Source organism: Hahella chejuensis KCTC 2396 (assembly GCF_000012985.1).
Classification (GTDB): Bacteria; Pseudomonadota; Gammaproteobacteria; order Pseudomonadales; family Oleiphilaceae; genus Hahella; species Hahella chejuensis.
Map to the genome: position 1 here is coordinate 6,867,170 of NC_007645.1, position 11,975 is coordinate 6,879,144.

Below are 11,975 nucleotides of genomic sequence, written 5' to 3' on the forward strand. Positions count from 1 at the left end.
TTGACCTCATGGCCGAGTCCAATTGGGAGATGGTGTCATCCCTAGGTTAACTCAGTAATTTTTCACTGAAGCACTATCGCCCCCCACATCCGAATCCGTAAAATTTCGTTACCACCCCCGCGCGCCGGGGTGCGGTGGACTATACTGAAAGTGAAGGCGTAGGCCCGCCGGGGAGTAGTAATACGGCGCAGATCTATGACAATCCTTGTCGTCGTCACAATAAGCAACAGTACTTGCGTTCGGTTCAAAGATGGGCGTGTTTCCGCATATTCATCTCCCTGATTCCGAGTCCGACTTGATAGCCCACAATAGGACACAATAGAACATAACTTACTGATTTATAATAACAAAACTACTCCTTACACATCCTTACAGCTCGTTGCTGTGGACACATTGTGGACACTTAAAGCGTAGCAAGAGGGTTTTTGGATACTGCATCAGCCAAGTGGGCCGGAGCCAGTTTTGCGTAGCGAATTGTCATATCCAATGACGCGTGACCCAAAATATATTTTAATTTCAGGATATTCCCATCATTGATCATATAGTGGGAAGCAAAAGTGTGTCGTAGGATGTGTGTTAGCTGACCGTGTGGGAGGGTTAATCCAGCTCTCTTTACTGCTCGCTCAAATGCTTCTTCTGATCCCGCTCCTCTAAACAAGCGCCCTCTTTCTGCACGTCCTGACAGTATCTCAACCGCCAGTTCTTCCGAAATTGGAACTGCTCTTGATTTACTGTTCTTAGTGCCAACAAAGTGAACTTTGTTATGTCTGATTTGCTCCGCATTCAGTTTCTCGGCTTCACCCCAACGAGCCCCTGTTGCCAAACAAATTTTCGACATGGCCAATACATTGGGGTTTCTTGATTTCTTCAGGGCTTCTAGTAACGCCCTTATTTGGTCCTTTTCCAGATAAGTTAGATCACGTTCATCTATTCGAAGTTTTGAAACACCTTTAAGGGGGTTCTCAAGCTTCCAGTTACCGAACTTGATCAGTTTGTTAAAAACGGCCGATAAGTACATGTGATCATGGTTTACCGTGTTTGCTGAAACCAGTCTATTGCTGTTTTTAACTTTCTGCGTAAGTCGCCATCGCCTGTATTCTAAAAAGTCCTCGGCTGTAAACTCTTTGGCTATAGGGTTATTTAACTTCTCGCACAAAACTTTCAATGCGTGCAGCCGGTTATCTGCATCTTTAAGTGTATGGCCATGCAGGTCATGCCAAGTTTTAACAAGATCAGATAATCTTCGCTTGTCCTTGGTTGGCGCCTTCCATTCACCAGAATAGGCTTTTGACTTTTGCTCGGCTTCCCACTGCTTCGCCTGCTGGAGCTTAGGAAATGTTTTTCTTACTCTTTTCCCTCCACGCCCTTCAGGCCTTATATCAACCTGCCATCCCGTTGCAACTTTCTTAAAAGCCATTACTTAATTTTTTCCTCCAACATATACCCTTCAGGAACCTGCCCTGCTTCTATTTTCGCTGCGATCAATCTACAGAGCTTTGCCTCACTGTTTTGCAAAGCGCTTAACGAGATATCACTTTCGCAAGCAACCCAATGCAGCATTTCTGGAATCAGCAATCCAACTTGAGCGAACTCATCCTCAGCCATTCTTGCTTTTTGCTGCTCAATATTTTTGAGCCGGAAATAGTCAATACCAAGCAGTTCGGCAAATTCACGCTGAGTTAATCCAATCAATTCTCTTAGTCCCTGGAGCCGATCACCCGCCTTCATTTTCATAGCTTTGCCTTCTCAAAATTTGATCATAAGTTGGCCTTCCAGTGATCTCGTTAATAGGCCACGTTAGAGCACATTATTACACCTTGCTGCATACATAGTGAATGTTACGTACGCATTTTTACGCCTCTAGGAGTAACTATGAGCACCAGCAACCCATAAAGAGCACTATTTACTCTTTTTGGATCTCATACTACTTGACTGTTGAGACGCCAGGAGTAAATAATACTCTGGAACACGTAAGACCAAGTTACAACATGATTAAATGGAGAGTTGTACTAATGAGCGAGGCTGTTGTGGTTTTAACGCCAGTGATGACTCAGGAGAATTTTGCAAAGCATTCTGGATTGAGGGTTGACCAAGTAAGAGGACAAGTTGACAGAGGGAATATACCAACCATGCATATTGGTAGGCTTCACCTCATTAACATCGCCCAGCTGACACTGGAATGCGTAAAAGCAAGCGAAAGCCAAGGGTAACTGGGCTAAGGACGACTAATGCAAACTTTCGATAACAGAAACGAAATAGCGGAGGCGCTGGCCAGCGATGGCCAGTTCGCTTTCAAGCGTGTAGGGGAATACCTACAGCAGGGCAAATGCCCGAACTGCGGGAAGAAAGAGCTTTTCGTCAGTATGAAAGAGCCCTGGCGCGTCAGCTGTAACCGCTTGAAGCATTGCGGTTACAGCGAGACGACCCGGGAGATATACCCGGAGCTTTTCAATAACTACTCCGAACGCTTCCCCACCTCGGAGGCGAACCCAAACGCCACGGCGGACGCCTACCTGGCGCACAATCGCCGTTTCCCTCTCAGTGAAATGGTGGGCTGGTATGAGCAAGGCAGCTATAAGCTGCCTAAGTCCCAGGAGTGGTGCAACACCGTCCGCTTTTATCTGAACAGTGACCGGACCCTTTATTGGGAGCGGTTGATCGACAAGCAGAAGGATGACGGCCAGCGCATCAACTTCAGCGGCAAACGCCATAACGTCAATGGGCGATGGGTTTTAGTTGACCCAGTTAAGGGCAAGTGGTGGATGCCACCGACCCAGGAGCTTAAACAAGGTGATCGCGTTTATATCGTGGAGGGGATCTTTCACGCCCTGGCGCTGCACTTCTCCGAACGTAAAGCGGTGGCGATCCTGGCCGCCGGTTACTACCCAAGCGAGGCGATAAAACCCTATCTAGGTAAAAAAATCACTTGGGTGCTGGCGCTGGATGACGACGCAGCGGGCCGCAAGAGCATGAAGTCTCATTACACCAAGCTCCAGATGGCGGGTGAAAAAGTCGAGATATCTCTAACCGGGACCAGCAAGGACTGGGACGACCTTTACCGCCTGGATAGGATCAACGATACGTTCCTGCAGGAAGCTCAGTACCGGGGGAAAATGTTCACGGCGCAAAGCGTGATGTGGAAGGCGTACGCGTACTATTTGTGGAAGCGTCACTCTTACTTCGTTATCGACTTTGAGAACCGGCTGTATTCGGTTTCTGTGGACTTGCATAAGCTTAGTGAAGCGTTGGACGGTGCAGCATTGACGCTAGGTAAAGGCTACGACTCGTTTAGCCAGCACTGCACAGCCTTCCCCATCAGTAACTTTGTGCCGGAACTGCTTTATGCGGAACGCGATGACATCCTGGATGAAAAATTCTATGTGTTTCGGGTGCAGTACAGCAGCAATAACGCGGATGCGTTAATCCCGTTAGATGGTGGCAACATCGACACGCCATCGAGCTTTCATAAGGCGATGATCACCAAAGGCTATGGCGCGTTCTCCGGAAGCTCCAAAGACATGGCCATGCTGCATGAGCAATGGTTAAACCGTAAGGTCAAAGAAATTCAATCCATTCCTTATGTGGGTTACCACGCCGACAGCCAGGCATACGTCTACCAGACCTTTGCGTTTAGTAAAGGCAAAGAGCTGGAACTGAATGCGGAGGGGTATTTTGAACTGGAGCGGGGCGGCATCAAAACCAGCTTCAAGGGCTTTCGGGTGCAGCCTGGAGAGTTTAACCCGGAATGGATCGACAACTTTATAACGACCTTTTCCTGGCAAGGATTAACGGCGCTGGCCTTCTGGCTGGGCTCGTTGTTCGTTCAGCAGATCCGGGCGAAGCACAAGAGCTTCCCCTTTCTTGAACTGACGGGCGACCCAGGCGCCGGTAAATCCACGCTGATTGAGTTTCTTTGGAAACTCTTGGGCCGCGATGACTACGAAGGATTCGACGCCATGAAGGCGACGGCCGCCGGACGCCGGCGCGCATTCACGCAAAGCTCTAACATGCCGCTGGTGTTGATTGAATCCGACCGGGGCGACGAGCCGGACGTGAAAAAGAAGCAGTTTGATTTCGACGAGTTTAAACCCTTCTTTAACGGGCGTGCGGTCGGAACGTTGGGCGTCGCCAAGCGCGGCAACGACACGGAAGAGCCGCTCTTTTTGGGTTCCCTGGTGTTTGCGCAAAATGCCATGGTGGACGGATCGGAAGCCCTGCTGCAACGGATTGTGCATTGTCACTGTACGACCGAACACCACTCGCCAGGCACGCGAAAACTGGCGCAGTGGTTTGAACGGCAAATCGTCGATCAGATGGCGGGCTTTATGCGTAAGGCGCTGGAGAATGAAACGCAGATCTTAAACACGTTCTTCAACGAGTTTAATCGCTATGAGGAAGCCTTCACCCGCCGCGGAGAAATTAAAACCAGCCTGCTGCGCTTGGTGAAAAACCATGCCCAGATAATGGCGGCTGCAAAAGCGTTGCGGCATATCTTCCCAACCCTTAATGAAAGCGCTTTCAGTGGTTTGAGCGATTATCTGTATGGGCGTGCTCTCAGTCGCCAGGAGCGCCTGGCGGACGACCATCCGGCGGTGGCGGAGTTCTGGGAGTCTTTCGAGTATCTGAACGCGCAGCCGGACCCTAACGCGTTTGCATCCAGCGCCCTGGTGGAAGTTCTAAACCACGCCGTCGGGACGGGAAACATCGCCGTTAACCTGAACCATTTTGACGAGGTGTGTCGCACTCACGGCCAGAAGTCACTGGACCTCAAGGCCCTAAAGAAACTGCTGCCCAACAGCCAGCGCTACAAGTTCATTGAAACCGGGAAGGTTTATTCCAGGAGTCTCAATAAAACGATTCATTGCTGGATATTTAAGCGCTAAGCAAACGTGTAAATACGTGCGCCTATGTGCGCGTCAGGCAGAGGAAGCCCGTTTTTTCAGGGGGGTGTCGGGATTTGGTAATTTTGGTAAGACGGGTTTAAAAAGTGAGTTTTTTCTATTTTAAATCAATGTCTTACAAACTTACTAAAAAGGTAATATTTAGGTAATTTTGAGGTAAGTTTCTTACCTTTTGAAACCCTAAAAAATTACTTCCCCATTACCTTTTTAAAAATGGAAAAAGCGTTATAAATCAAGGGTCTTACTTTTTACCTTACCTTGATATTACCTTTTTCTTACTTTTTGGGAGTAACTAAAAAACCATTTAAAAACATAAAGATAAGTGCTGTTTTCGGGATCGTCTTACCAAAATTACCAAATCCCGACACCCCCCACCCAATTATCGGGGGGAGATTCAGGCCCGGGGCTGACCCGGAATCAATGTAAAGGAGTTAACACCATGATGAATAAAGGGGCGATTTCGCCCACTTTAGAGGCCCCCTTATGCCCGATGGAAACCTGGGCGGCGGGGATCTGCAACGGCCTGGCGATTGCGCCGGGCATGTCGAAAACCCTTAATTCGCGGCAGGCGCTGCGCTGTTGGGTGCATGAAGCGAAAACAAAAGGCCGGCTCGCCGTGCTCGAAACGCTGGGCAGGCGTCACTACAGGGCGCCGCATGAACTTCCCCAGGCGACCCCGGCTTTATTCTTCTACTGGAGCCAAGCCGTCGAACTGCTGGGGGAAAACGCCTTTGCTATCCAGTCCATGAAAGAAGGCTACAAGGGTGTTAGGCGCCTGGAGCAGATCGGTTTGAGATCCCCAGCGGCGCTAAATGCGGCATTGCTCAACGCCAAGCGTCGCGACCAGATCCTACTGGCGACCATGGCCAGCCTGTTAAAGCCTGTGTGGGGAACGCTACTTGTCGCCAGCCATGGCGTGTGTAGTCAAAGCGATCTGGCCGGGGGCGTACTGGATAGCTATTACGAGTCGGTGATAGAGGGGTTGCTGATATGAGCAATATTAAAAGAGCACTGACAGCAGAACTTGACCGGGACGCTGTCAGCCGCACAAGCATTAATCCTGACAATCCGCACCAGGCCGACGAGTCGGCGCCGCTACGCGCTCATGCGTTAGCCCGAGTGTGATTCTACGTGGTGAAACGTGCAGAGGAAAGCGCCGGCAATGGAACGCAAATACCCGAAACACAACGGCCACGTCATCGCCTGGCTGAAGCATCTAGTGAATGGCGGCAAGTACCACCGCAGGTTAAGAAACAGGAACGAACGAGCAAAGCAGACGACAAGAGAAAATGATGACGTTACGCCAGTTAATAATGGCGATATGAATTAATCAAATGGAAGCACAAGCTGAGGGCTGCAATCGCTCGCCCTCTGCTCATTAGGACAAAGTAAAAGTGAATAACGAATTATTGGAGCTTTTTAAAGGGTGGCTATACAGCCCCCAAGTAGTGGTGCTGGATACGGAAACCACAGGCCTGGACGATCAGGCGGAAGTGATAGAGGTCAGCGTCATGGATATGCGCGGGAAAGTGCTGTTTGACCAGCTGGTGCGCCCGCTTAATCCGGTGCCGGACGAAGCCGCCGACATCCACGGGATAACCTCCGAAAGCCTGGCGGACAAGCCTAACTTTCCAGACGTGTATCACTCACTTAAGCGAGTGATCAGCGGTAAAACGGTGGTGGCATACAATGCTGACTTTGACAGTCGGCTATTAATGCAGACCTGCGCCGCCTACGGGTTACCGGTGATAGAGGCAGACTGGCAATGCGCTATGAATGCTTACACACGCTATCGGAAAGAACCCGACGCAAAACGAGGCGGCTATAGAAGACAGAGCTTAGCCAAGGCCGCCGCACAAATGGGCATAGAAGTGCATGGCGCCCACCGGGCACTGGCGGACTGCTTTACTACCGTTGAAGTGATTGGCAGCGTATATTCGAAATTATCAGCAAAATTATCGTGAATACAGATCCCTGGCTACCTCCGTAGCCAGGGGTTACGGAGAAGACCGCTTTGCTTTACGGCGATATAAAAGTTTAAGGAAGTGCTTCTAATGCATACTTACTAGCTACGCACAAGCTGCGTATACCATATGGCCGATTTATTTCTTTTCCGTAGTTGATTACAATTTGTCCACACCTTCATTCGAAGCAACATCTATAAATAGGGATTTTTCACCTCAAAAGAAACTCACCTTCTATATTCATATTTCTTTGGCTTTTTTATAGCTTAATTGTAAATAAAGAAAAACCGAAGACATAGCGAGGGTTGTAGCCATTCTTGTTGAGTTTATTAAGACCAAAATTCTTATTTAAACCAAACTGAGAGGATATGATGAGCGGCGCACAGCAAGCAGTTATTGACCACAACTCAACTATCAAATCCATAGGTGGAACCATCGCATCTATGGGCTTAGAAAAGAGTGGTTACAGTACGCTAGGAAAATTTATTACTCCAGCAGTATGGGCCACAGACTATGCTGTAAATAAGAATATGCCAGATAAGGCGGACGTAGGGATATTTGCAACAGGCCTTTTTGGAGGGCCAGCCGCAGTTGCTTCTACAGTAGTTGGAATCTTTAAGTCAGTTCTTGATGATGATATGAACGCCAAGCTTAGAGTTATAAAAGCAGCTGAAGGGGCTCCATTCAACGAAGGAATAAAAATCTGTTATCACTATGCGTCATCAGCTCCATTTATAAACGCACTAACTATAGCAAGTTTAGGTGGTACATGCTGGCAACATCCTAACGGATTATGGGTTTATATAGTCGATAAAAACAACAATCTTGTTCATAACTATACACCAAAGGTGGCCGTTCAGATTATACGTCCTGCGCATCCATTTAGAATGGGGTCGAATGGGCGACTAGCTATAACGAATACCACCGTACGAAAGTTTTAGTAACTATATAGGGATTGTAGGCTAGATAATGAAAGCTAAATTTATTGGATTGATTGTTGTTTTTTTTGTGATTTCAGCAATCGCATTCACCTTTCTTTCAAAGGCAGATGAAAATGACTTTGATGTAGTTTGCTCTTCATTTAAAGAGCTGTCTAAAGAAGGTGACGTGGATGCTTTATCCCATGAGGAAAGAGTGGCGTATATCACTCAGAAACTGGATCAGAAGCTAACTTCTGACGGTAATGCATATGCAGCATGGATGGCTACGTCTTTTGCTGTTGAAGGACAAAGGTACATGCTCTTTAAAATGGCAGCGGATAGCACTGGCTATGAAAGCTGGAGTTGTGAAGAAATGCGCAGCCTGATTGAGCCTTCTTCAGAGTAATTTTTTATAGCCACTCAGATGGAACTATCAGTGGGCAGCTTTCACCATTCGGCTGCCCTAGTTTTATAGATGAGAGTAAGTTTTTAATTTCCCTTTCAATAAACGCATCATCCTCATACTGTAAAATATCAATTTGAGCTGACAGCGAGTTAGACATACTAATGGCAAACCAATGCCATTTTTGGAAATACTGCGAACTTTTATTTTCCCGCGCCAGGCATGAATAAATATCATTGTTGGTATAGCATTCAATGTCTCCAATCTCTTTTCTATGAGATAGGTCTATTATTGACTCTGGTATTGAAACGGTTGGTGGGTTGAAACACTTTGGCCTTATCTCGGCAATTTTGTTCTCATTTTCTGAATAGCTAATATATGGAAAATACGGTGACTGTAAATATTGTTTGTTCCATTTTATATTAGCCACTAACGACACCCCCATTTCAGGGAAGTAAAACTCTTTTTTATCCCCTTCTTGTTCTATGCTTTTGGGAAATGGCAGTGCTTTATCGAACAGACCTGATTGTATTGCAATCATGTTTTTTATTTTAACATCAAACCCTGATGTTATTGCGTAAGATAAAACGAAAACTGGAATACAAATACCACTCAGTATGAAGTTGGCATTTGTGACCCACTTCGTTAAACACATCAGGCAGATAATAATAAATGGAACAAAAAATACAGCCTGAATAAACGCAGTAGACTCCTCGGCTAACGACGCGTAGATATCTATATATGGAAAAAACGACAAGTAATAAGTTGCCATTAATGCTCCAACTACAAGCCGAGCGTGAGTGTTTTTTGTCTTGTGACTTACAACAAGAATAAGGGCCAAGGAGGTAATTAGGTATACTTTGTCCATTTTATATTTATCGTACGCTTTCTAATGGGGTTTCTATTTAGCGTCTCATACAGAGTATAGACTGTTTAAATTTTGGCTAAATTAAAGAGTCTGTAATATTATTCACTCATACGGTAGCCCAAGTTCAATTCTACGTGGTGAAACGCGCAGGGGAAAGCACTGAAAATGGAATACCCCTACACGTTATCGCCTAGCTGAAGCTTCAAGTTGACGAACTAGCAGACATTATAGAGATGCACGGGAAAGCGCTGCTTGATCGTTTGTGCGCGCGCTTATTCCGATGGCGGACGAAGGCAAACTTTCCATATCTAAACCATGCGCTAAGGAGAGTGATCAGAAGTAAAACGATGGAGGCCTCTAGCTTCTCAACGAAGGAACTAATCCGAACAGTATTTGCAAAACTGTTGGCCTCTAACGTGTGATAGCAGTTCAGTCGCTTCTTAATGCCAAATGTCTTTCCAGAGGATGTTAATACCTTATGCTAGAGCTTAGCTCTATCTGCGCTGTAGATCATCTGAGTTGTAGGAGGCTCTTTTTTTCTGAACTGATTGCAACATTTGTAGATTCTCTATTGCGATCTCATTTCCCGCCGCAGCTGGTCTAGAAAAATACGTAATTGGATCGAATCGAAGACATGCGCTTCCCACAATAAATATGTATGCGATCAGAGCTCCACCGATCCATAGGCTACCTTTCCAAAAGGCCAATCCAGCCCAAACAATTCCAGCTAAACGCAAAAAGTTCAGAAGGGCTGAGAATGCTTGGCCTGCGCCTGGAGCAAATAAATATGTGTGATAAGTTCTGTAAAATTCAAACTCAGATTCTGAGAGTAAACGTGATAAAGGTATTCCGTGCGGAGGTTTTGTGGCGAAATCTACCACGAACAGGAGAAACCAAATCGAATATGCGGTAATGGCAAACGCAACGGAACCTACTTGAACCGAAGATGTTACCGTAATGATTGTTAGTACAACAGTGATGGCTAAAGCAAGAAGATTCCCTAGCAAATTACCCATAGCGCCTTTCTCCCACTCACGAAGATCAACTCAAATGAATATAGTTGATAATGGTGAGATTATCGTCATCCTGGTTGTTTTTTATTCGCCCTCAGGCCTGTAAAGAGATAAATTCCTCAAGGTGGTTTTTGTGGTGTGATTCACAAAAATTCAAAAAAATCCTCAAAAAAGTTACACACATATGCGTGGAAAAAGTGTCACATAAGTGAACTGTTTTTTTATACAGTTATTTGGGTTTTTATTGTAATGTTTGATCTTTTTATAGCCAGCAAATCCGATTGGTTATGCTTTTAACATTCACCATGATAGTTATGGCCTCTATCAATCAGAGGTTCTGAGCCATAAAGGCATAAAAGGAAGTATTTGGGAGTTATCGAGTTTTGTTATCCAGGAAGAAAAACATTAACAACGCTTTGGATCTGCTGACGGATAGTCAGAGAGTGTTGAGCTTCATGCAGCAGTGTTTGACGCGAAATCCATGGCCAGAGTTGAACCAGGAAAGCCAGGAGGGGTTCGATATCATTATTGAGGACGTAAAGGAAAAACTGGAGAAATCACAGAATGCGATCAAAGCGGAAACTAAATAGCGCCCGCGTTGTGTTGAGCCTGGGCTAGTAGTTCCAACTGCTCGGCCTGATCCATTCCCCGTAACATTTCAATCATCATTCGCTTGGCCTGAAACGACGACGGGCTGAGCGTATGGCTAAACGCTAGGTTCATGACAAAGCTATGCCCGCATTCCGCGTTTTTACAAACGCAGTATAGATTCGCCAGTTTAGGGTCCAACACTTGGCGACTGGTAATAATGGCTTTATTTCCGCACTCTGCGCAATTGACTTGCATCGACTTCCCCCTGATTCCATGTGAATGGAAATAATATCATATTACGCTTTTACGCGTATTAATTACCCACCCCTTGTGATGGATTGAGAAAGCGAATCTGCTTTGGGTTAGACAAATCCTCATTAAGTTTTAAAAACACATGCTGCATAGGGACAACCTCGTTTTCGTAATAAACCCGGCTGATCTTTTCTATATCCCCAAAGCCTCCGGTATTTTCCGGCATGATGCCGGCCAGCGCGGGCTGGATGCGCCACATGCTCAATACATCGTTGCGGCTTAGATTCTTGACCCGTTCAAACTCGTCTTTGGTGGCGATATCGCCAACGGGGATGATTTTCACGGAGTCGGGTTTGCCGCCGGGTATGTTGATATACAGACTTCTAAAATTGCCCACGCCCTTACTGGCGCGGATTTGTTCTTTCAGGGATTGTTCGTCTTCCGGGTCCAGCTGCGCGTCAGCGGTGTAGAAGATGAAGCCCATGTGCGCGCCGTTGTTGTAGTACTTCCTCCGAAATAGCGTTGCGCTTTCATTCAGTAGAACGGACTGCAAACCGCCCAGGTATTGCGGGACGCCATAGATCTGCTGGTTAACGTCGTACTCTTTTAACTGAATGATTTCCCCCGGACGAAACGCTAACGGGTCCACCTGGTTAGGTTGCAGTAAACAGAACTGGTCCAGCGCTTTCATGCGCCGCATGTTCAACGCGGGAATGTGTTGCAGGCGGACGATCTGCCCCAGGCGGTTAAAGAGCTTCTGAAAGTAGCACATGCCAAACACCAGATAATCGAAGCCGGCGTTCTCCAGATCCGTGGCGCTGAGCACGGGCGACGGTACGTAAAACTTGCGCAGCATGTTGCGCTTAAAATAGGGAATGGTCCCGTGATGGGCGTTGGCGCGTAGCAGCTTGGCCAGCCCGGTAAGACTGACCGGGGGCGCGTAGTAGTCGCCATGGGGATTCAGGAACACGCCCAGGTAAGAGGTCAGCGTCGTGTCTAAAACAGCCTCGGGCGCGCCAAAGCTAAACGCAGTCGGGGAAGTCGGTTTGCTCATTTTCTAATG

At 46.9% G+C, this 11,975-nt stretch carries 14 protein-coding genes; 8 read left to right on the forward strand and 6 right to left on the reverse strand.

Annotated features, from left to right (window positions below; genetic code table 11):
* Positions 1 to 403 precede the first annotated feature (403 nt).
* Positions 404 to 1,417, reverse strand: coding sequence for a phage integrase (locus HCH_RS30455; protein WP_011400426.1), 1,014 nt, complete (start codon positions 1,415 to 1,417; stop codon positions 404 to 406).
* Positions 1,417 to 1,734: a helix-turn-helix domain-containing protein gene (locus HCH_RS32850; RefSeq protein WP_011400427.1), complete on the reverse strand. Its 318-nt coding sequence runs from the start codon at positions 1,732 to 1,734 to the stop codon at positions 1,417 to 1,419. Before HCH_RS32850 ends, HCH_RS30455 begins: the two co-directional genes overlap by 1 nt.
* 494 nt (positions 1,735 to 2,228) lie before the next feature.
* Here HCH_RS32850 and HCH_RS30470 point away from each other — a divergent pair, with 494 nt between their 5' ends.
* From HCH_RS30470 to HCH_RS30490, 7 genes are all read left to right on the forward strand, one after another.
* Positions 2,229 to 4,883 carry a toprim domain-containing protein gene (locus HCH_RS30470; protein ID WP_011400428.1) on the forward strand — a complete coding sequence of 885 codons (2,655 nt, stop codon included), beginning with the start codon at positions 2,229 to 2,231 and terminating at the stop codon, positions 4,881 to 4,883.
* Positions 4,884 to 5,340: 457 nt separating this feature from the next.
* Positions 5,341 to 5,895: a hypothetical protein gene (locus HCH_RS30475; protein WP_011400429.1), complete on the forward strand. Its 555-nt coding sequence runs from the start codon at positions 5,341 to 5,343 to the stop codon at positions 5,893 to 5,895.
* Positions 5,892 to 6,026, forward strand: coding sequence for a hypothetical protein (locus HCH_RS35080; RefSeq protein WP_011400430.1), 135 nt, complete (start codon positions 5,892 to 5,894; stop codon positions 6,024 to 6,026). The genes HCH_RS30475 and HCH_RS35080 overlap by 4 nt, the downstream gene beginning before the upstream one ends.
* 37 nt (positions 6,027 to 6,063) lie before the next feature.
* Positions 6,064 to 6,231 (forward strand): hypothetical protein, encoded by a 168-nt coding sequence (locus HCH_RS33385; protein ID WP_238384947.1) that lies wholly within the window; start codon positions 6,064 to 6,066, stop codon positions 6,229 to 6,231.
* A 64-nt stretch (positions 6,232 to 6,295) separates the two neighbouring features.
* Positions 6,296 to 6,865, forward strand: coding sequence for a 3'-5' exonuclease (locus HCH_RS30480; RefSeq protein WP_011400432.1), 570 nt, complete (start codon positions 6,296 to 6,298; stop codon positions 6,863 to 6,865).
* Positions 6,866 to 7,233: 368 nt separating this feature from the next.
* Complete coding sequence (locus tag HCH_RS30485; RefSeq protein ID WP_041599035.1) at positions 7,234 to 7,806, forward strand: hypothetical protein; 573 nt, start codon at positions 7,234 to 7,236, stop codon at positions 7,804 to 7,806.
* Positions 7,807 to 7,834: 28 nt separating this feature from the next.
* A complete protein-coding gene (locus HCH_RS30490) occupies positions 7,835 to 8,191 on the forward strand; it encodes a hypothetical protein (protein ID WP_011400435.1) in 357 nt (118 codons plus the stop codon).
* Positions 8,192 to 8,195: 4 nt separating this feature from the next.
* Here HCH_RS30490 and HCH_RS30495 read toward each other — a convergent pair whose 3' ends face one another.
* Both HCH_RS30495 and HCH_RS30500 read right to left on the reverse strand, forming a co-directional pair.
* The gene (locus tag HCH_RS30495) at positions 8,196 to 9,056 is read right to left on the reverse strand and encodes a hypothetical protein (protein WP_041599036.1); all 861 of its coding nucleotides are present in this window, start codon (positions 9,054 to 9,056) and stop codon (positions 8,196 to 8,198) included.
* 494 nt (positions 9,057 to 9,550) lie between these two features.
* A complete protein-coding gene (locus HCH_RS30500; RefSeq protein ID WP_041599037.1) occupies positions 9,551 to 10,072 on the reverse strand; it encodes a hypothetical protein in 522 nt (173 codons plus the stop codon).
* Positions 10,073 to 10,452: 380 nt separating this feature from the next.
* On the opposite strand from HCH_RS30500, the gene HCH_RS30505 reads away from it, so the two are divergent.
* Positions 10,453 to 10,659, forward strand: a complete 207-nt coding sequence (locus HCH_RS30505; protein ID WP_011400437.1) for a hypothetical protein — start codon at positions 10,453 to 10,455, stop codon at positions 10,657 to 10,659.
* Here the strand turns inward: HCH_RS30505 and HCH_RS30510 are convergent.
* Positions 10,652 to 10,915 (reverse strand): ogr/Delta-like zinc finger family protein, encoded by a 264-nt coding sequence (locus HCH_RS30510; protein WP_011400438.1) that lies wholly within the window; start codon positions 10,913 to 10,915, stop codon positions 10,652 to 10,654. The genes HCH_RS30505 and HCH_RS30510 overlap by 8 nt on opposite strands.
* Before the next feature lie 58 nt (positions 10,916 to 10,973).
* Positions 10,974 to 11,966, reverse strand: a complete 993-nt coding sequence (locus tag HCH_RS30515) for a phage portal protein (protein WP_011400439.1) — start codon at positions 11,964 to 11,966, stop codon at positions 10,974 to 10,976.
* Positions 11,967 to 11,975 lie beyond the last annotated feature (9 nt).

Bases quoted from the DNA above. Each gene is read 5' to 3' on its own strand.
- HCH_RS30455 (WP_011400426.1), bottom strand. From the start codon at position 1,417: ATGGCTTTTAAGAAAGTTGCAACGGGATGGCAGGTTGATATAAGGCCT.
- HCH_RS32850 (WP_011400427.1), bottom strand. From the start codon at position 1,734: ATGAAAATGAAGGCGGGTGATCGGCTCCAGGGACTAAGAGAATTGATT.
- HCH_RS30470 (WP_011400428.1), top strand. From the start codon at position 2,229: ATGCAAACTTTCGATAACAGAAACGAAATAGCGGAGGCGCTGGCCAGC.
- HCH_RS30475 (WP_011400429.1), top strand. From the start codon at position 5,341: ATGATGAATAAAGGGGCGATTTCGCCCACTTTAGAGGCCCCCTTATGC.
- HCH_RS35080 (WP_011400430.1), top strand. From the start codon at position 5,892: ATGAGCAATATTAAAAGAGCACTGACAGCAGAACTTGACCGGGACGCT.
- HCH_RS33385 (WP_238384947.1), top strand. From the start codon at position 6,064: ATGGAACGCAAATACCCGAAACACAACGGCCACGTCATCGCCTGGCTG.
- HCH_RS30485 (WP_041599035.1), top strand. From the start codon at position 7,234: ATGATGAGCGGCGCACAGCAAGCAGTTATTGACCACAACTCAACTATC.
- HCH_RS30490 (WP_011400435.1), top strand. From the start codon at position 7,835: ATGAAAGCTAAATTTATTGGATTGATTGTTGTTTTTTTTGTGATTTCA.
- HCH_RS30495 (WP_041599036.1), bottom strand. From the start codon at position 9,056: ATGGACAAAGTATACCTAATTACCTCCTTGGCCCTTATTCTTGTTGTA.
- HCH_RS30500 (WP_041599037.1), bottom strand. From the start codon at position 10,072: ATGGGTAATTTGCTAGGGAATCTTCTTGCTTTAGCCATCACTGTTGTA.
- HCH_RS30510 (WP_011400438.1), bottom strand. From the start codon at position 10,915: ATGCAAGTCAATTGCGCAGAGTGCGGAAATAAAGCCATTATTACCAGT.
- HCH_RS30515 (WP_011400439.1), bottom strand. From the start codon at position 11,966: ATGAGCAAACCGACTTCCCCGACTGCGTTTAGCTTTGGCGCGCCCGAG.